Genomic DNA, 19717 nt, shown 5'->3' with positions numbered 1-19717 from the left:
GCATGTATTGGGTGCAGCCGGAGGCTGGAGTACACAAAGGACATTTCCGCTTTAGTGAGGGCAAGGACTGCATAGTGCAGTCTTTGCCCTTTTTTTGTTACCCGGAAACAGGCACACCGCCTAATCAAATAACTATTTTTGAGGAGGATTATCAGTGAATCTTGAAAGCCTGCGCACACTTGGTTATGAAGAAATAAAACAGGAGGTTGTACGGTATACAGTCTCTTACGAGGGGAAAAGGCTGGCAGAAGAGCTTGAGCCTATGATTTATATGACGGCAATACACCGTGCACTGCAGGAGACAGAGGAGGCTAAGGAGCTGCTTGAGCGCGGTGCCAGTGTTCCTCTGCCATCCTTGGAGGGGATTGAATGGGTTATGTCTCTGATAGGTACGGGGTATTTGTTCAGCGAGCAGGATTTGTCGGCGGTTGCCGTCTTCCTGAACAGCTGCGGGCAGCTGCGCAAATACATGGCCTCCAAAGAGCAGAGTGCGCCGCGGATTGCCGCTTACGGGTCTTCACTGCAGGAGCTGCCGGGGCTCCGGGAAGAGATCGGGCGCTGCATCCGGTTCGGCGTGATTGAGACTCAGGCCAGCAGAGGGCTGGAACGGGTACGCAAGCAATTGGCGGTAGCCAAGGACCGGCTGCAGCGTAAGCTGGACAGCATTATGTCGAGGCATCAGTCTATTCTTCAGGAGAATCTGGTCAGTATGCGTGGCGGGCGGTATGTAATTCCGGTGAAACGGGAGTATCACAAGCAGGTGAAGGGAGCTGTGCTGGACCAGTCGACAAGCGGACAGACAGTATTCGTGGAGCCGTATGAAATTGCCGCTCTGCAGGGTGAGCTGGAGCTGCTGGCAGCGGATGAGGCAAGGGAGGAGGGCATCATCCTGAGCACGCTGAGCGGACTTGTGGAGCGGGAGCAGGAATCGCTGCGCCTCAATATTGAGGTGACGGGAGCCTATGATTTTATTTTCGCCAAGGCCAAGTATGCACGCTCTTTGAATGCACGGAATGTAGCCCTTAATGACCGGGGGGTGCTGCGCATGAACGGGGGCAGACATCCTGAGCTGAAGGATATGGTACCGGTCAGCCTTAATTTCGGCCAAAGCTACAAGTCACTGATTGTCACCGGTCCGAATACAGGGGGAAAGACAGTGGTCCTCAAGACACTTGGCCTTCTGAGTGCCATGGTTCAGTCCGGCCTGCTGATCCCTGTGGAGGAGCAAAGCGAATTTACCGTCTTCTCTGATATTATCAGTGTAATTGGAGACGGACAGAGCCTGACACAGTCGCTGAGCACCTTCTCCGCCCAGATGAAGAGTATTGAAGGTATGCTGCGCTTTGCCGGAAGAGGCGTGCTGCTGCTGATTGATGAGCTGGCTGCAGGTACAGACCCCGGTGAGGGCTTCGCGCTCTCTATTGCTATTCTGGAGGAATTGAGCCGCAAAGGCGCCAATATCGTGGTTACCACCCATTTTAACGAGTTAAAATCATTTGCAGCAGCAGCACCCGGGTTCGAAAACGCGCGGATGGAGTTCGATAAGCACACGCTTCAGCCGCTCTACAAGCTCACCATCGGCGAGGCAGGCGAAAGCTATGCCCTGCAGATTGCCGAAAAGCTGGGTATTCCTCCGGAGGTAATCCGGCGTTCTCACGAGCTTGCAGGACAGCAGCGCAGGCCAGAGGGCATGATAAGCTTCCGGGGGAAAGAGAAGGCTATTAAGGCGCATAACCGCCATAAGCACTCTCTGGACAGCGAAGAGGAGTCTGTTCAAGGAGATCAGCTGCAGGATGCTTCGGCTAAAGACAGCAAGGGACTAGGCTCCAGCTTTGAGATTGGAGATGCGGTATATATCAGCTCAATCAACAGGACAGGAATTGTATATGCCAGACAGGACAGCATGGGAATCGTCGGCGTAATGGTCCAGAAGGAAAAACTGCGGATTAATCATAAGCGTCTGAAGCCGTATTTATCGAAGGAGGAGCTGTATCCGGAGGATTACGATTTCGACATCATTTTTGAGAGTAAGGAAAACCGGAAAAAGCGCAAGCTGATGCGGAAAAAGCATGTCGAAGGGCTAAGCATTATCCATCCGGAAGAGGAGGTATAGCTCCCAGAAAAACACTGAGACCTGCCTGAAAAGGCAGGTCTTTTAGGATGCAGGAAATATTTTCATAACAGCTATCTCCAATTATTGCCTTCCCATTCTGCTGATAATTCGTTATTCTCTATGTTGTAGCTGATCAAATTCAGGATTTAAAAATTTACGCATTATATGATATATAACTTAATATGGAATATATATGAGCTTGGTAAACAATGTGTTTTACAAAAATAGAGATTAGAAAACGCTTTCATTAGTAGGTTGTACCTCAGAAAGGAAGAACTACATGCATAAAACCAAAATCGGCACACTGCTGCTGGCGGTGACTTTTATTCTAACGGCATGCAATGGTGCAGGAGGCAGCAGCAGCGATTCTTACGCGGTACGCTACAATAAGGTTGAGGAAAAGGCTGCTCCGGGCGGAATCGTTACTTATGCTTATACATCTCCGTTTCAGGGGATGTTTGATCCGGCTTTTTTTGAAGGGGAGGATGATTCCAATGTGCTTGATTTCATTACTGAAGGAATGTTCACAGTTAAGGATGATCTGACTACCGTGCCCAATATTGCATCCTGGAAGGAATCAGATGACCACACCGTGTTTACCTTCAAAATCAGGCCGGGTGTCCGCTGGCATAACGGTGACGAGCTGACGGTTGAGGACTGGAAGTTTGCTCTTGAGACTATTGCGAGCCCTGACTATACGGGTCCCAGATATTACAGTGTCGAGATGATAAAAGGCGCTGATGCCTACCACCGGGGGGAAACGGACGAATTAACCGGAGTTAAGGTTGTAGACCCTTATACCTTGAAGATTACTGTTAACGCTGCGCGGGTGAATACGATTGACAATCTGTGGCCGTACCCGATGAATAAGAAGTATTTTGAAGGCGTCGCGGTTAAGGATATGGCAGACAGTGACCAGGTACGTAAGCGGCCGATCGGCATTGGACCTTTTGAGGTGGAGGAAATTCAGCCCGGACAGCTCGTCCGGATGAAGCGGTTCGATCACTATTACAAAGGCAAAGCGCTGCTGGACGGAGTGAATTATACCGTTGTGGGCGACGGTGAAATGACAGGGTTACTGGAAGCGGGCAGCCTGGATATCGGGACAGTGCCAAGGGATGCTTACACTGCGCTAAAAGAGCTTGATAACATAACGCTGATGCAGTCGGCGGAATTGTCATACGAATACATAGGCTTCAAATTCGGGCGCTGGGATGAAGCGGCACAGCAGAATGTAATGGACAACCCGAAGTTTGCTGATAAAAGGCTGCGGCAGGCCATGTATTATGCGCTGGACAGAGAAGGCATCATTAACCGCTTCTCATACGGGCTGGGTGAGCTGATTGAAACGCCGGTTCCCAGTACAAGCTGGGCGAAGATACCTGATACAGAGATCAACACCTATCCCTTTGACCCGCAGAAGGCAGAAGCACTGCTCGAGGAAGCCGGGTATGTTGATATTAATGGTGACGGCTGGCGTGAGGACCCAGAGGGGCAGCAGCTTATCATTCATTATGATGCGATGAGCGGCAGCAAAACGGCTGAGGAACGGACGAAGGCCATTATGCAGGACTGGCGGAATGTCGGGCTTGATGTACGGCTTAACGGCGGCCAGCTGAAGGAGCTGAATCTCTTTTATGAGGCGGTGGAGAACGATGATCCTACGGTTGAATTATTTAACGGGGTCTGGGGGCTGGGCAGTGATCCTGATCCTTCGGGGCTGTGGCGGCAATCCGATCTGTGGAATTATTCCCGGTGGTTCTCTGAGCAGAGCGATGAGCTGATCCGTGAAGGGGTAGAACCCAAGGCGTACGACAAGGAATACCGGAAGCAGATTTATTATGAATGGCAGCAGCTGGTTAATGAGGAGGTCCCGATGCTCTTTTTTGCGGAGCGGACGAATATTACAGCAGTCAACAAGCGTCTGCAGGGCGTGAAGGTCAATTCAATCAGCAATATCAATGAGCCTGAAAAATGGTGGATCAAGGAGACTAACTGAGTATAGAGCAGAACCTGAAGTCGCGGCGGCGGAGCGCAGCGGGCTGAATGGTTCTTTTTTTTTATGAAAAATGAATCAAAACCGGATTTACAGCGTCATATACTTTAGGAATAACCGGCTGCTGCCCGTTAAAAATGTCGTTTTTTGTTATTTCTTTTTGAGGGCCAAGTGATTACAATAGAAATATTGTCTGTGTCAAAGCCGATTTCCAGGTTTATTCTATTTTTAGAACGACCCTAATTCCTGAAAGGGGGAACGCTAAGACCGAATGGGGCAGAACGTAACAGCAGCTGAGAGAAGTCCGGACATGAGTGCCCGGTATGACCCGGGCAGGCATTGTAAATAGATCGCAAGCCATCAAGCCATCATTATATTCCACCATAAAGAAGGAATTCATTTATGAACAAGAAAAAATTAAAAAAACGGTATATAGCCCTTATAACGCTTGCCGTTATTCTGCTGGGAGGCTTTCTGTTCCAGAAGCCGCTTGCGGTGCTGGCTTTTGACCTGTTCCTGTCGGATCAGGTAGAGGCGAAGCTGGAAGAGGAATCTTATGTACCGCTCGTTAAGGATAATACAACTGCAGTTAAGCCTGAACCCGTCGTCTTCAAAAGTGACCCGTTCTCGCTGATGCTGCTCGGTACAGACCAGCGCGGGAATGAAACCGCCCGTTCTGATACGATGATCTATGCTGTTGTCCGTCCCGAGGATTATAAGCTTCTGCTGATATCCATCCCGCGTGATACGTATACGGAGATCATCGGACACAGGGATAACAAAAAGGACAAAATTACGCATGCGTATGCTTTCGGCGGCCAGCAAATGGCAAAGGATACGCTGGAGGCCCTGCTTGGGCATGATATCCAGTACTATGCCACAATTAACTTTCAGGGACTGAAGGATGCTGTCGATGCTATTGACGGAGTTCCGCTTCCGATCAAAAAGGATATCGTCAATAAAGGTGCTGATCATGAAAAATTCACCATTGTAGGCGGCAAGTCGAGCTATAACGGTGAAGAAGCGCTTAATTATACCCGCTACCGGGAGGACAGTGATTTCAACCGGACCAAGCGGCAGCAGGTCTTTATTGATGTCGTTGCGAATAAAATGTTATCAATCAGCCAGATTGGTAAAATTCCTGAGCTGCTTGATATTATGGGCGAGAATTTCAAGACGGACATGGAGCCTTCGCTGATTATCAGCCTGGCCAAGAAGTTCATGGGCGGTAAGGACATGGATATCTCCAGCTTTACAGTCATGGGCGAAGGCAAAAAAATTGACGGTGTGTATTATGACATTGTTGATGAAGAAGATCTTAGTGAGGCACAGGCAATGATCGACAACTGGATGAATGCCGGCACGCCGGTCAGCCAGCTGATTGAGCCTGGAAAAGCCGAAAATGCGCTGAAGCCAAAGGCTACAGCAACAGCGGAGTAACGGCACGTAAATTCCATAGAATGATAAAAGCAGCAGCCATGTGTAATGTTAGTGGCTGCTGCTTACTGTCTTCGTGGTATAATGAGGTGGAACTACTTGCCGGGTAAAGCGTATTATTACGGGTGCCCTTAGAAGCAGGGTTAATTCCTTCGGAATTCTTTGAGGAGGATCAGGAGATGAATATTGCGTTTTTTTTACTTCCTAAGCAGGAGGTGGCCTGCGTTACGCTGGATTCGACGCTGCGCCAGACTCTGGAGAGGATGGAATATCACCGATATACCGCAGTACCGATTCTGAACAGGAACGGAGAGTATGCCGGTACAGTTACAGAAGGCGACTTGCTCTGGTATATGAAGGATTCAGGCGGGACGGTCACTTTTGAGAATGCTTCCAAATTTCTGCTTAAGGATGTTCCGCTGCGGATGAATAATCTGCCGGTCTCGATTGATGCAGATATGGAAGATCTGATTAATCTGGCCAAGGTGCAGAATTTTGTGCCGGTGGTCGATGATATGAACCGGTTCATCGGTATTGTCCGCCGGAGCCAGATTATTGAATACTGCGAGAAGGTTGTTTCCAGGCAGTCGCAGACACAGGAATCATTGTAAACGATGGACTGCCCGGCAGATTAGAAGCAGACGGCACACCAAGGCCTGTATTTCCGGCGGTATAACGGAATGCGGGCCTTTTTTGAAGACACGCTTCGGGTCCCCCGCCATTTACCTGAATCAGCTTCAATGTTAAAGCCCGCTTTGTGATGTTATTCGGAAGGGCTAAGGGACTGTGAGCCTTAAGGGGCAGGGGCCTTGTGTGACCGCGAAATATTTATGCTATAATGGAGAATAATGCTTTTTGCCGGAGGTAGAGAGACGTGCCCAATGTGCCTAAGGATCTGGATGTGGCCAAACGCGCCAAGGTAATTGAGTGGTTGAAGACCGAAGTGATTGACCAGGTGTCACGGCTGTTTAAGGCACTCTGGGAAGGCAGTACCGCCCGGGTCGGCGACAGTCTGGCCAGCCTGATTATGAGCTCTTATATACTGGGGCGCCGGCTGGGTCTCCCTTACCGTGAGCTTGATGATCTTCTGCTGGAGAAGCTGAAGAAGCATAAACAGGAAGGACATCAGCTTGAAGAATGGTACCAGGATATATCTGCACTAGAAGAACATATGCGTAAGAGGTGAAAACTGTTGAAATTCCGCTGGACATCTGTGGCATGGAGCGTTGCATATTTACTGCTGCTGCTATCCTTATCGACTCCGCTGCTAATCATTACTACATTGTTCCTGACTATTCCGGCTGTAGTACTGTTCACAACCCTGAACACTAAACAGTTTATTCTGCATCTGCTGCCCGTTTTGCTGATTGTTGGCTTGATTACACCTATCTATGTGCTGTTAGCGCTCTATTTTCTGATTCCTGCGCTGGTCATGGGGCGATGGTACAAGAAACGCGCCTCGGCACTGTCAACCATCCTTGCCGGCACTATTACGATTCTGGGAGAGTTTTTGCTGCTTCTGGTCGTAGGGGCGGCCCTGTTTAATTTTGACCTGTCCGGCTACGTAACCGACACAGTGGAAATGGTTGCTGCCATGTTTGCTGACCTTGGCACTGGCAACCCGCTCGCAAGCGAGTTTGTCCTTACCTCAAAGGATATAAGTGACATCAGCTTCCGGACCATTCAGGTCATTCCGATCACGCTGATTATAAGCTCTTTCGTAATGGCGGTTATTACCCATTCCATCGTCCGTCCTATTCTGAACAGTATGGAATATGCGGTTCCAAGGCTGAAGCCTGCACGGGATTGGAAACTTTCAAGATCGTTTATCTGGTATTATCTGATTGGTGTTGTAATCACCTTTATTTTCGGGAATTCAGACAGCGGTTTTATGCCGATGATCAGCGCGAACCTGCTTCCGCTGCTGCAGGCTGTATTCATCATTCAGACTATCGGGTTCATGTTCTTTATCGTCCATAAGCTCAAGTGGAGCAAGGTTGTGGCGATTGTGCTGTCACTGCTGGTGCTCTGGGTGCCGGGACTTTGGATTATCGGTGTGATCGACATTGCGTTCCCGCTGCGGGAGCTTGTGAAGAAATCGAAACGATAGGGTGAGAGGTCATGCCTAAATTTCTGCAAAGACGCTGGCACGGCTATCATACCGTTTGGGCGTTCCTGCTGATGCTGGTCCTTATTATCATCGTCAGCATCTATAACTGGGTTCTGGGTGTAGCCAGCCTGTTTCTGGCAGGCACTCTGTGCTTCTCGATGCTGCAGGCGGAGCTCTCGTTCCGGCGTAATCTGGTGGAGTATATTAACGGGTTGTCCTTCCGGATCAAGCGGGTGGAGGGTGAGGCGGTCAGCCTGCTTCCGCTCGGTATCATCCTGTACAGTGAAGACCGTACTGTGGAATGGCATAACCGCAATGCCAGTGACATCTTCAGCCGCAAAACGCTGGTAGGCGGGGAGCTGCAGGAGCTGTTGCCGGATATCGTGCCTTCGCTGGCCAGCGGCGGACCGGTGAAACGTGAAGCTGCTAGGGATATCGGGACACTAAAGGATGTCCGGCAGGAGATTAGCGTAGATGACCGCTATTACCAGGCCGTAATTATTCCCAGTGAACGAATGCTGTACTTGTACGATATTACGGAGCTTGTTGTGCTTCGCGAACGTTATGAGGAAGAGAAGCTGGCCATCGGCATTGTCATGATGGACAATCTTGATGAGGCAGCCCAGGGCATGGATGACCAGCAGCGCACCTCGCTGATTGCCAAGGTGGCCAGCGAGATTACAGAGTGGAGCAAACAGTTTGAGGTATATCTGCGGAGGCTGTCTTCAGAGCGTTATCTGATGCTGCTCAATCACCGCAGCCTGCAGGCGCTGGAGGAGAGCCGTTTTGTCATCCTTGATGAGGTGCGCGAAATGACAGCTGATCTTAAGGTGCCGATGACGCTGAGCATCGGGCTGGCGTACGGCTCCGAATCAGCCAGTGAGCTGGGGGCGCTGGCGCAGTCCAGCCTGGACATGGCGCTGGGACGCGGCGGTGATCAGGCTGCCGTGAAGGCCGGACAACGCCTGTCCTTCTACGGCGGCAAGAGTAATGCTGCCGAGAAGCGGACCAGAGTCCGGGCCAGGGTTATTGCCCATGCGCTGCGCGACCTGATGCAGGAAAGCGACAGAGTGCTGATTATGGGCCACCGTACGCCCGATATAGATGCTATAGGCGCTTCAATCGGGCTGCTTAAGGCAGCACAGATGTACAATGTGGAAGCAAGCATTGTCATGGAAGGGCCCAATCCTTCCATTACCCGGATGATGGAGCAGATCAAGCGGGACGAGGAGCTGCACCGGAGCTTTATCAGCACAGAGCAGGCACTGCAGATTATGACGGAGCACACGCTGCTTATCGTCGTGGATACCCATAAGGCTTCAATGACAATGGAGCCCCGTCTTGTGCAGTATGCCAGCCGGATCGTTGTGGTGGACCATCACCGGCGGGGTGAGGAATTTATCAATGATGCCGTGCTGGTCTATCTGGAGCCTTACGCCTCTTCAACCTGTGAGCTGGTAACAGAGCTGCTGCAGTATATCCACGACAAAATTAAGCTAACCCCGCTGGAGGCGACGATGCTGCTGGCTGGAATAACAGTCGATACGAAGCATTTTGCCCTCCATACCGGATCGCGCACCTTTGAGGCGGCAGGCTTCCTGCGGCGGATCGGTGCCGATACGATTCTTATTCAGCGTATGCTGAAGGAGGATCTTCAGGAGTATATCTCCAAAGCCGAAATCATTAAGCATGCGCGGATGGTCTATGATCACATAGCGCTGGTTGTAACTGCACCCGGGATGAAAATTCCGCAGCTGCTTATTGCCCAGACTGCAGATACTCTGCTCGGCATGACGAATGTGGTGGCATCCTTTGTCATCAGCGAGCGGCCTGACGGCCTGATCGGCATCAGTGCCCGTTCACTCGGCAGAATGAATGTGCAGGTTGTAATGGAAAAGCTGGGCGGCGGGGGGCATCTGTCCAACGCGGCTGTGCAGCTTGAAGGAACATGCAAGGAAGCAGAGGCCAGACTGCTGGAAGTACTGGCTGAAATTGAAGCGAAAGAGGGGCTGTTCGAATGAAGGTCATTTTCTTAAAGGATGTTAAGGGTCAAGGTAAAAAGGGACAGGTTAAAGAGGTATCAGAAGGCTATGCAACAAACTTCCTGCTGCCGCGCGGACTCGTGCGTCCGGCTACGGACGGTAATGTAAAGACACTGGAGAACCAGGCTGCTGCTGAGCTGCGCAAGAAGGAGCAGGAGAAAGAGGAGGCTGTACAGCTGGGCAAGAAGCTGGACGAGCTGACCTTGACGCTGAAAGCCAAATCAGGTGAAGGCGGCCGTCTGTTCGGGGCAATTACCAGCAAGCAGATTGCTGAGACACTGGCAGCTACACAGGGCATCGTTATTGATAAACGCAAAATTGAGCTGAATGATCCGATCCGCCATGTCGGCAAATTCCAGATTCATGTGAAGCTGCATACTGAAGTAAAGGCTAACCTCACGGTTCAGGTAACGGAGGAGTAGAATGGGCGGAGATCTCTTTTTCGATCGGATTCCCCCGCAGAACCTGGAAGCGGAGCAGGCTGTATTAGGTGCTGTTCTGCTGAATGATGAAGCGCTGATTACGGCGATGGAGCGGGTGAACACCGAAGACTTCTACGACAAACCGCATCAGATGATCTTTGAGGCGATGGTGCAGCTCGGAGAAGAGAGCCAGCCGATTGACCTGATTACACTGACCTCCCGGCTCCAGGATAAGGGAGAGCTTGAGGATATCGGCGGTGTCAGCTATTTGGCTAAGCTGGCCCATGCAGTGCCGACTGCAGCCAATGTGGACTATTATGCACAGATCATCGAAGAAAAGGCGATGCTGCGGCGGCTTATCCGCACAGCTACTCAGATTGTCAGCGAGGGCTATACCGGCGGCGAGGATGTAGGCATCATGCTGAGTGATGCCGAACGGCGCATCCTGGAAATCTCCAACCGGCGCAGCGGCAGCGGCTTCATTGCTATCCGCGATGTAGTAATGGAGGTATTTGACCGGGTGGAGCTGCTCCATCAGAATAAAGGCGGTACCTCGGGGATTCCAAGCGGCTTCGTTGATCTTGACCATATGACCAACGGCTTTCAGCGCAATGACCTGATTATCGTTGCTGCGCGCCCTTCTGTAGGCAAGACGGCGTTTGCACTGAATATATGCCAGAATGTAGCGGTCCGGGCCAAAGAGACTGTTGCGATTTTCAGTCTGGAAATGTCGGCGGCGCAGCTGGTCCAGCGTATGATCTGTGCTGAAGCTAATCTGGATGCTAATATTATGCGTACAGGTGAGTTCAAGAATGATGATGACTGGTCGAAGCTGACGATGGGCATACAGGCCCTGGGTGAGTCGGAAATTTACATTGACGATACCCCCGGAATTACAGTTACGGATATCCGTGCTAAATGCCGCAGGCTAAAGAAGGAAAAAGGCCTTGGTATGATCGTCATCGACTACCTGCAGCTGATTCAGGGCCGCGGTAAGGCAGGCGAGAACCGCCAGCAGGAGGTCTCCGAAATATCCCGTACCCTGAAGCAGATCGCCCGTGAGCTGGATGTTCCGGTTATTGCCCTATCCCAGCTCAGCCGCGGTGTGGAGCAGCGTCAGGATAAGCGTCCGATGATGAGTGACCTTCGTGAATCCGGTTCGATCGAGCAGGATGCCGATATCGTAGCCTTCCTGTACCGTGATGACTACTATAACCAGGACACGGAGAAGAAGAATATTATCGAAATTATTATTGCCAAGCAGCGTAACGGCCCGGTAGGCACGGTAGAGCTTGTATTCCTGAAGAACTTTAACAAGTTCGTCAACTACGAGCGGGCACACTCCGAACCGTTTGCAGGTTAGGCAAATTAAGCACAATATCCGAACGATCATACATTTCATTGTGTGATCGTTCGTTTTTATTTGACTTTAAAAAGTACCGCTGTTACACTGGTTATTGTGCTTTAGCGGGTTAAACCCGCATAGCGTCCGGAGGGCAGCGTACATAAGAAAGCTGTACAGAGCCCATATTATTATAAATAATGGTGCTAAAGCTGGCACCAACGGAGGAATGAATATGTCAACGGTAGTCGTCGTGGGAACACAATGGGGAGACGAAGGCAAAGGGAAGATCACAGACTTTCTGGCAGAGAGCGCAGATGTGGTCGCCCGTTATCAGGGGGGCAACAATGCCGGTCACACGATTCTGATTGACGGTAAGAAATTTAAGCTGAGCCTGATCCCATCTGGTGTATTTTATAAAGAGAAAACTTGCGTAATCGGCAACGGAATGGTTATTAATCCGGAAGCCTTGATCCAAGAAATTAATTATATTCACGAGAACGGCTTCGACACCAAGAATCTGGTCATCAGTGACCGCGCCCATGTCATCATGCCATACCATATGCTGCTGGATGCGCTGGAAGAAGACCGTAAAGGCCCGAACAAAATCGGTACAACCCGCAAGGGGATCGGCCCAGCCTATATGGACAAGGCTGCACGCAACGGCATCCGGATCGCTGATCTGATGGACGCTGAGGAATTCGAGCTTAGACTGCGTCATCTGGTGGAAGAGAAGAATCAGGTAATTACCCAGGTCTACGGGGCAGAAGCACTGAACGTGGAAGAGATTCTGGCTAAGTATCTGGAATATGCAGAGGTTCTCCGCGGTTATGTAACGGATACCTCCGTTATTCTGAATGATGCGATCGATGCAGATTCCAAAGTATTGTTCGAAGGCGCGCAGGGCGTAATGCTTGATATCGATCAGGGAACGTATCCGTATGTAACCTCATCTAATCCGTCTGCAGGCGGTGTGTGCATCGGCTCCGGTGTAGGCCCGTCGAAGATCAAACAGGTTATCGGTGTTGCCAAAGCTTATACTACCCGTGTCGGAGACGGCCCGTTCCCTACAGAGCTTGGGGATGCGACCGGGGATTACATCCGTGAGACCGGTCATGAGTACGGTACAGTAACCGGACGCCCGCGCCGTGTCGGCTGGTTCGACAGTGTAGTTGTACGTCATGCCCGCCGCGTAAGCGGAATTACCGGCTTGTCGCTTAATTCTCTGGACGTGCTGAGCGGGCTGGAAACCGTCAAAATCTGCACAGGCTATAAATTCCGCGGCGAGATCATTACCCACTATCCGGCAAGCCTCAAAATGCTGGCTGAATGTGAAGCGGTATACGAAGAGCTTCCGGGCTGGAGCGAAGATATTACTGCAGCCAAGACGCTGGACGATCTGCCGGAGAGCACCCGCCGTTATGTTGAACGTGTGGCTGAGCTGACAGGTATTCCAATTGCTATTTTCTCCGTGGGACGTAACCGCGAGCAGACTAATCAGGTGCTGCCGATCTACATTTAATATGCTGATATACTAAAAGACCCCTCCGGGGTCTTTTTTGCGTACATTGACTCTGCTCTTTGCAGATGCTGCATCTCCAGTTAAGCCTTCACAGACCGTCTGCTGCATGTTTCCCGGTGCACTTTATGGTCAATACTGGAAATGACAGATTGCAAGGGAGAGATGAAAATGAAAATCGTTAAATATGCAATCGGCGTATGCCTAATCGTTGTAATGGCCAGTGCACTTTCGGTATTAACCACTGCTTTTGTAGTGAATACCTATATTCAGTCTGTTCTGGCAAGCTTTGATATTAAGCTGGACAGCCCGGCACCGGGCATCGGCGGGTTTGTCAAAAGTCTGACCGGAATGAATGCCAAAACGGACACCGGCAGTACCGCTGACAAGACTAAGGAGCCTGCTGCAGACGGTGGCGGAGAGAACAAGGAAGGCAATCCTGCTCAAGATAGTGACAAGCCGGTAGAAGAGAAGGTGCCTGAGGATGCGTTAGCTGTTATGGGACAGCCGGCGGCTGAGGAGGATACGGATACAAGCAAACGGGACGGACAGCTTGTAATGACTCCCGGTGACATGAGTGAGATGAAGGATAACATACCGGAAGAGGATAAAGTGGGTATCTTTAATATCTTAATGACCAAGCTGCCGCAGGAAGAGATGCAGGCAATCTCTACAGCGATGGAGGATGGCTTAACAGAAACAGAGGTTAAGGAAATACAGGAGGTTATTGCCAAATACGTAAATCAGGATGAATATGAGCTGCTAATGAAAATGCTTACACCGGAAACGGACAGCAATCCATAATAATAAAAAATGTCACTTTTTGGACACAGGGAAGATGTTTAAACCGCATTTTATCAATAAAAACCCGCGATAAACGCGGGTTTTGCCATGTACACAAAGTTGAAATTTTTCTCCCGGCTATGTTACAGTAAAAAAGGACTAGAAGGGGTTAATTTTTTGTAACCTTTTCAGGGACAAAAAGCTTAAGTTTTTAGGCATTATTTATAACCGACAACATAGATCATTCACACTAACGCAAATAGAGACATGGATGCAGCAGAATATATAAAAGGGGTCGCATAACAAGCTTGGCCGCTTTCTATGAGCGGACTGAATGGGCGGATTGAAAGGGAGAGTTTCATGAAGGGATTTAAGTTCATGCGCCGGATGGGGAAGCTGCGGGGCAGCGATGAAGCCTCCACAGGATCTGGTGCAGAGAGTCAACAGGGCATTCGTGCCTCCGGCGAAGCTAATGTCTTTCATCAGGAGCTCAAGCCACGGAGATTACGGCGTTCCTGGATTACGGCATCTGCCGGGCTTGTGCTTTTGTCTGCTTTCCTGATCGGGGCAGAGAAGAAGTATGTAGCTGGAAATACGGTAACCTATTACAAGGTACTGGTGAAGGGCGAAGAGATCGGAAAGATCAGCCAGCAAGCCGAACTGGATCAGCTGTTTGATCAGAAACAGGAGGAATATCAGACCAAGTATCCGGATTCGGTCATGATCCTGCAGACAGACGGTATTACTACCGAAGAGGAGTCAGCTTACAAGCCTGAGGTGGATAGTGCAGCCACACTGGACAAGCTGGACGGCATGCTCAAGGCCTACGCGATTGGCGTACAATTGACTGTAGACGGCAAATCTATCGGTATTGTGAAGGATCAGGAGACGGCAGCTGCCGTCCTGGAGGGTGTGAAGGCTCATTATCTGCCGGAGGCAGCAGAGCCGGCAGGTGCACAGCTGAAGAGAACGGCAGCAACCAGTAAGGCAGCAGCTTCGACTAGTGCGGGACAGGCAGATTCAGCTTCCATTGAGGAAGACGTAACGATTGTCCCCGTTAAGGCAGACCCGAATAAGGTACTCACGGTGGAGGAAGCGGTTAAGGCGCTGACTGAAGGAAAGGAAGAGCCGCTGGTCTATACCGTTCAGGAAGGTGACACTGTTTCCGGAATTGCTACGCGCTTCAGTATTACGCAGGCAGATATTTTCCGGAATAACCCTTCGGTCAAAGAGCTTACCCTGCAGATCGGGGATGAGCTGCAGCTGACTGTGCCGCAGCCGGAGCTTACCGTTGTAACCGTTGAGCAGGTAACTGAGCAGATGGTTACTGAGCCTGAGGTTATTGTGCGTACTAGCGATCAGCTGGCTGCAGGCAAGCGGAAGGTTGTACGGCCGGGCCAGACCGGACTTAAAGAAATGCAGTACCGGTTAACAAAGGAGAACGGCCTGGTGGTTAAGGAAGAGTGGCTGGGACAGACGGTGCTGCAGGCTTCGCTGCCGGAGGTCGTCTATCAGGGTACCAAGGTTGTCGGCGAGGGAACAGGGATGTTTGCCTGGCCGGTCAGCGGTGCAACATTATCCAGCAGCTTCGGCGAACGGTGGGGACGTGCCCATAAAGGCGTCGATCTTGTATCCGGCAACCGCACGATTAAAGCTGCTGATGCCGGTACAGTAACCTTTGCCGGTGTGCAGAGCGGATACGGCAATGTCGTTATTGTTGATCACAAGAACGGGTACGTAACCTATTATGGGCATCTGCGCAGCATTTCTGTATCTGTGGGACAGCGGCTTGAGCAGGGAGGCAAAATCGGGATTATGGGCAACACGGGGCGTTCGACCGGTACCCACCTGCATTTTGAAATCCGTAAGAATGGTACTGCTGTTAACCCGTTGAAATATCTGAAATAATTCATTCTTACTATCCAGCCGTCCGAAACCTTTTCGGGCGGCTTTATATTTACCCGAAGTAGGATGTGGCACCAGGACATAATGACACTTTAGAAGTGGAGTGTTCTGACAACTATTATGTTAAAATAAAGGAATCAATGAAAAGTATGGCGAGAAAGGTGAAGCTGAGCATATGCAGATGGGAACGATCCTGGTAGTTGACGATGAACAGCCTATTGCTGATATTTTGAAATTCAATCTAGAAAAAGAAGGCTATGAGGTAATCTGCGCTTTTGACGGCAACAGTGCAGTGGAGCTTGCGCTATCTAAACGCCCTGATCTGATGCTGCTCGATCTGATGCTTCCCGGCAAGGACGGAATGGATGTATGCCGTGAGGTGCGCCAGGCCCATCTTGATATTCCGATCATCATGCTGACCGCCAAGGACGGGGAGATTGATAAGGTGCTGGGCCTGGAGCTTGGTGCCGATGATTATGTGACCAAGCCCTTCAGTACGCGTGAGCTGCTGGCCAGAGTCAAGGCGCAGATGCGGCGGCAGCATAAGCCGGTATCTTCAGGTCCGTTGAGCGATACAGCGGAGAGCAAGCAGGGCGTGCATCATTTCGGGTTATTCGTCGATACCGATATGTACATGGTTTATAAGGACGGCGAGCCGCTGGATCTGACCCACCGTGAATATGAGCTGCTCTATTATATGATCCGTCACGCGGGCAAAGTGATGACACGGGAGCATCTTCTGCAGGCGGTATGGGGATTTGAATATTTCGGCGACGTGCGTACCGTGGATGTCACGATCCGGCGGCTGAGAGAGAAAATTGAGGAGAATCCAAGCAAGCCGGAATATATCTTCACCCGGCGTGGGCTCGGCTATTTGATGCACAGCCCCAAAAGCGGGGGCCTGTGATGAAAAAAGGGCTGTCCTTTTTCCGGACGATTCAGGCCAGGCTGACTATCATCTATGTCCTGCTGATCTTGGTGGCGATGCAGCTGATCGGGGTTTATTTTGTCAGCTCAATGAAGAATTCCCTGACCGATAATTTCACCAAGGATCTGAAGGCACGGGCTGAGATGCTGTCTATACTGACAGCAGACAAGCTTGGCAGCGAAACCGGAACGGCAGATGAAGAGACCGCAGTGGAGAGCCTGCGCGGCATGGTCAACAATCTCTATATTAACGGTGCGGAGATTCAGGTGCTGGATGCGAGCGGAAAGATCATTACAACTTCGGTTCCTTCCCAGAATGATTATGTCGGGCAGCGCAATACCCAGACCGTAGTTAGCCGCGCACTGCAGGGTATCAGTGACAACGAGGAATATATTATTGCCGATGACAATGTGCGCAAGAAAGTAGTAGCGAAGCCTGTGCTCTCCGGTGATAAGGTTGTTGGAGCGATTTATATTGCCGCTGATATGAAGGATCTCTATGCCACGATGAGCCGGATCAACAGCGTATTTCTTTCGGGGCTGCTGCTTGCCCTGGCGCTGACGGCGGTATTATGCGTCATTCTGGCCCATACCATTACCCATCCGATCAAGGAGATGACCCGGCATGCGACTGCGCTTGCCGAAGGCAAGTTTCACCGCAAGATGCCGGAATTCGGCAATGATGAGATCGGCCAGCTGAGCCAGGCCTTCAACTACATGACAGGCCGGTTAAGGGAGGCATTGTCGCAGAATGAGGAAGAGAAGGAGAAGCTTGCCTCTATTCTGACCAATATGAGTGACGGTGTAGTAGCTACCGACGAGAGCGGCATGGTTATTCTGATGAACACCCGTGCTGCTGATATGCTGGGAGCGGAAGGACCGTTGCCGGAGGGCGCTCCGCTTGACGAGCTGCTCGGTCTGGATCATGAGCAGACAGGTGCACTGGCCGAGGGCAATGCCCAGTCAGCGCTGATTCATCTGTCGCCGATGGGCGGCGGAGATCCGAACATAGTACGGGTGACGTTTACCCCGATCCACCGCCGGGAGGGCGGAGGGATTTCCGGAACGATTGCCGTACTGCAGGATGTTACCGAGCAGGAGAATCTGGAGGAATCGCGGCGCGAGTTCGTAGCCAACGTCTCGCATGAGCTGCGGACTCCGCTTACGACGATTAAGAGCTACGTGGAGGCACTGGATGACGGGGCGCTGGATGACCAGCAGCTGGCTGTACGGTTCGTCGGCGTCATCCGCAATGAGACCGAGCGGATGATCCGGCTGGTCACCGATCTGCTGCATCTGTCGCGGCTCGACTCGAAGGAATCAAGCCTGCGTATCCAGCAGACTGATATCTCCGAGATGCTGGAGGACGTTGCTGACCGCTTCTCGTTTCAGATCCGCCAGAAGCGGATTCATATCAACACAATTGTGCATAAGGAGGTCGCCATGGCCTGGCTGGACCGTGACCAGATAGATCAGGTGCTGGGCAATCTGGTCTCCAATGCGCTGAAATATACGCCGGAGGGCGGTACAATCAGCCTGCAGGCTGTCAAAAGTGAAGAAGGAATGCTGGCCGTCTCCGTCCGTGATTCCGGAATCGGGATTCCGAAGAAGGATATAGAGCGTATCTTTGAACGCTTCTACCGGGTGGACAAGGCCCGTTCACGCAACATGGGGGGGACAGGTCTCGGACTGTCCATTGCCCGGGAAATTGTCAAAGCGCATGGCGGCTCTATTTCCCTGCAGTCGGAGCTTAACGAGGGCTCATTAGTGACATTTACGCTGCCTCTGCTGCATCAGCAAGGGGGGAGTGAAGGATGAAAGAGAAACTAAAGACTTGGATTCTTGCCATTCTGGTAGCCGGAAGCCTGATAGAAAGCTATTATCTGATCTACCGGCTGCCGGGCAGCGATTCTGCGGTAAAGTCTGAGGACCTTTATGTAAAAACAGATAATATGGGCCCTAAGGAAAAAGTCGAGAACCTGCTCTATCCTGACCGGATGATTATTCATATGGGCGGGGGCAGGCACACGCTGTTCTATCCGGACTCGACCTTTTATGAGCTGATCTTTAACCGTCTCAAGGGCCGCAGCTTTGAAAGCTTTCAGCGGCGCCCGGTAGAGGACTTCGACTGGGACAAAATCCGCAGCGAGAATGCCGGCATTGAGCTAAGCTTCGGTGCAGGCATTCCGGTAACCCTGCTGCAGCGGGTGATGCAGCTGTCACCGGATTCGCTGTTCGAGGGAGAGAGTATCGACCGGGTCTGGATTTATAATGTCAAAAATGACTCCAAGGCGCATGCCGTTTTTTTCAGCACCAGAGGAGACATTGTGTATGAGGCGGCCAAAGCGGATCTTACCGTACAGGACGTGCAGCAGCATGTTGATTTCGGTGTGAACTGGACGCCATATACGGTGGTGAACGGCGATTACTATGTGCCCGAAGAGAAGCTGGACGCGGTTGAGGCTGAAATCCCTTCGGGAATGTATACCATTGAACAGATGCAGAGCAATCTTTTCTTTGACGCGGGAAGCACCCGGTATATTCCGGAAAAAGACGGCTCCAAAATCTATACCGACAGCAAGCGGAGCCTCCAGGTGGATCAGGAGCTGAACTGGATGAGCTACAGCGACCCTGCGGCCTTGCCGGCCGGAGAGAGCACGCCTGCAAAGGATGCGCTGGAGGCCGTTGAATTTGTTAATGAGCATGGAGGCTGGAACGGGACCTACCGGCTGGCCTCCACGGAAGAGGAGAAGCAGGAACGCAAGGTATCCTTCCAGCAGTATTACGGCTCTTACCCGATTATGAGCCGGCCGCAGCTGCAGTACGGGGTTATTAACCTGGAGCTGCAGCAGGGTACAGTCTCCTCCTATGAGCGCTCGCTGATGTATATGGAGGATGAGCAGGCAGTAAAACGAATCGTAGAGCTTCCCGGCGGAGACGAGCTTAAAGCCAAGCTTGCCCAGATCAGCTCCGGATCTGCAGTTAAGGATCTTATTCCGGCCTATATTCCCGTATTGCAGAGGGATACCCTGCGCCTTACGCCGGTATGGCGGGTAACCCTAAATGATGGAAGTGTGCTTACGGTCAGCTAGGCGGTATAATAGAGTCTCGCGAAACAACA

Annotated in this window: 15 protein-coding genes; all 15 read left to right on the top strand. The window is 51.3% G+C overall.

Annotation, left to right across the window (positions count from 1 at the left end; genetic code table 11):
• Nucleotides 1-154 precede the first annotated feature (154 nt).
• The 15 genes from R70331_RS30085 (at nucleotide 155) to R70331_RS30015 (ending at nucleotide 19688) form a co-directional block, all read left to right on the top strand.
• Entirely contained in the window at nucleotides 155-2113 is a 1959-nt protein-coding gene (locus tag R70331_RS30085) for an endonuclease MutS2 (protein ID WP_042181910.1), read from the top strand.
• Nucleotides 2114-2393: 280 nt separating this feature from the next.
• Nucleotides 2394-4112: an oligopeptide ABC transporter substrate-binding protein gene (gene opp4A, locus R70331_RS30080; RefSeq protein WP_042181907.1), complete on the top strand. Its 1719-nt coding sequence runs from the start codon at nucleotides 2394-2396 to the stop codon at nucleotides 4110-4112.
• A 399-nt stretch (nucleotides 4113-4511) separates the two neighbouring features.
• Entirely contained in the window at nucleotides 4512-5549 is a 1038-nt protein-coding gene (locus R70331_RS30075; protein WP_042181905.1) for an LCP family protein, read from the top strand.
• 176 nt (nucleotides 5550-5725) lie between these two features.
• Nucleotides 5726-6157 (top strand): CBS domain-containing protein, encoded by a 432-nt coding sequence (locus R70331_RS30070; RefSeq protein WP_042181903.1) that lies wholly within the window; start codon nucleotides 5726-5728, stop codon nucleotides 6155-6157.
• Between the two features lie 272 nt (nucleotides 6158-6429).
• Complete coding sequence (locus tag R70331_RS30065) at nucleotides 6430-6732, top strand: MazG-like family protein (RefSeq protein ID WP_197071551.1); 303 nt, start codon at nucleotides 6430-6432, stop codon at nucleotides 6730-6732.
• A gap of 6 nt (nucleotides 6733-6738) precedes the next feature.
• Nucleotides 6739-7656 (top strand): DUF2232 domain-containing protein, encoded by a 918-nt coding sequence (locus tag R70331_RS30060; RefSeq protein WP_042181899.1) that lies wholly within the window; start codon nucleotides 6739-6741, stop codon nucleotides 7654-7656.
• Between the two features lie 11 nt (nucleotides 7657-7667).
• Nucleotides 7668-9677, top strand: coding sequence for a DHH family phosphoesterase (locus R70331_RS30055; protein WP_042181897.1), 2010 nt, complete (start codon nucleotides 7668-7670; stop codon nucleotides 9675-9677).
• On the top strand, nucleotides 9674-10120 hold the full coding sequence (gene rplI, locus R70331_RS30050; protein WP_042181895.1) for a 50S ribosomal protein L9: 447 nt from the start codon (nucleotides 9674-9676) through the stop codon (nucleotides 10118-10120). The genes R70331_RS30055 and rplI overlap by 4 nt, the downstream gene beginning before the upstream one ends.
• A gap of 1 nt (nucleotide 10121) precedes the next feature.
• Nucleotides 10122-11483: a replicative DNA helicase gene (gene dnaB, locus R70331_RS30045; RefSeq protein WP_039878022.1), complete on the top strand. Its 1362-nt coding sequence runs from the start codon at nucleotides 10122-10124 to the stop codon at nucleotides 11481-11483.
• A gap of 214 nt (nucleotides 11484-11697) precedes the next feature.
• Complete coding sequence (locus R70331_RS30040) at nucleotides 11698-12984, top strand: adenylosuccinate synthase (protein ID WP_042181893.1); 1287 nt, start codon at nucleotides 11698-11700, stop codon at nucleotides 12982-12984.
• A 168-nt stretch (nucleotides 12985-13152) separates the two neighbouring features.
• Entirely contained in the window at nucleotides 13153-13785 is a 633-nt protein-coding gene (locus R70331_RS30035; RefSeq protein ID WP_042181891.1) for a hypothetical protein, read from the top strand.
• 339 nt (nucleotides 13786-14124) lie between these two features.
• Nucleotides 14125-15672 (top strand): M23 family metallopeptidase, encoded by a 1548-nt coding sequence (locus tag R70331_RS30030; RefSeq protein ID WP_052419274.1) that lies wholly within the window; start codon nucleotides 14125-14127, stop codon nucleotides 15670-15672.
• Between the two features lie 172 nt (nucleotides 15673-15844).
• Nucleotides 15845-16576, top strand: a complete 732-nt coding sequence (yycF, locus tag R70331_RS30025; protein ID WP_042181889.1) for a response regulator YycF — start codon at nucleotides 15845-15847, stop codon at nucleotides 16574-16576.
• Nucleotides 16576-18414, top strand: a complete 1839-nt coding sequence (walK, locus tag R70331_RS30020) for a cell wall metabolism sensor histidine kinase WalK (protein WP_042181888.1) — start codon at nucleotides 16576-16578, stop codon at nucleotides 18412-18414. Before yycF ends, walK begins: the two co-directional genes overlap by 1 nt.
• A complete protein-coding gene (locus R70331_RS30015) occupies nucleotides 18411-19688 on the top strand; it encodes a YycH family regulatory protein (protein ID WP_042181886.1) in 1278 nt (425 codons plus the stop codon). The genes walK and R70331_RS30015 overlap by 4 nt, the downstream gene beginning before the upstream one ends.
• The last annotated feature ends 29 nt before the right edge of the window (nucleotides 19689-19717 follow it).

Source organism: Paenibacillus sp. FSL R7-0331 (assembly GCF_000758645.1).
Lineage (GTDB): Bacteria > Bacillota > Bacilli > Paenibacillales > Paenibacillaceae > Paenibacillus_AQ > Paenibacillus_AQ camerounensis.
This window is presented reverse-complemented; position numbering and strand designations above follow the sequence as displayed.

What these genes read in the sequence shown, in the direction of transcription:
- opp4A (WP_042181907.1), top strand. Translation starts at nt 2,394, where the DNA reads ATGCATAAAACCAAAATCGGCACACTGCTGCTGGCGGTGACTTTTATT.
- R70331_RS30075 (WP_042181905.1), top strand. Translation starts at nt 4,512, where the DNA reads ATGAACAAGAAAAAATTAAAAAAACGGTATATAGCCCTTATAACGCTT.
- R70331_RS30070 (WP_042181903.1), top strand. Translation starts at nt 5,726, where the DNA reads ATGAATATTGCGTTTTTTTTACTTCCTAAGCAGGAGGTGGCCTGCGTT.
- R70331_RS30055 (WP_042181897.1), top strand. Translation starts at nt 7,668, where the DNA reads ATGCCTAAATTTCTGCAAAGACGCTGGCACGGCTATCATACCGTTTGG.
- rplI (WP_042181895.1), top strand. Translation starts at nt 9,674, where the DNA reads ATGAAGGTCATTTTCTTAAAGGATGTTAAGGGTCAAGGTAAAAAGGGA.
- dnaB (WP_039878022.1), top strand. Translation starts at nt 10,122, where the DNA reads ATGGGCGGAGATCTCTTTTTCGATCGGATTCCCCCGCAGAACCTGGAA.
- R70331_RS30040 (WP_042181893.1), top strand. Translation starts at nt 11,698, where the DNA reads ATGTCAACGGTAGTCGTCGTGGGAACACAATGGGGAGACGAAGGCAAA.
- R70331_RS30035 (WP_042181891.1), top strand. Translation starts at nt 13,153, where the DNA reads ATGAAAATCGTTAAATATGCAATCGGCGTATGCCTAATCGTTGTAATG.
- R70331_RS30030 (WP_052419274.1), top strand. Translation starts at nt 14,125, where the DNA reads ATGAAGGGATTTAAGTTCATGCGCCGGATGGGGAAGCTGCGGGGCAGC.
- yycF (WP_042181889.1), top strand. Translation starts at nt 15,845, where the DNA reads ATGCAGATGGGAACGATCCTGGTAGTTGACGATGAACAGCCTATTGCT.
- walK (WP_042181888.1), top strand. Translation starts at nt 16,576, where the DNA reads ATGAAAAAAGGGCTGTCCTTTTTCCGGACGATTCAGGCCAGGCTGACT.
- R70331_RS30015 (WP_042181886.1), top strand. Translation starts at nt 18,411, where the DNA reads ATGAAAGAGAAACTAAAGACTTGGATTCTTGCCATTCTGGTAGCCGGA.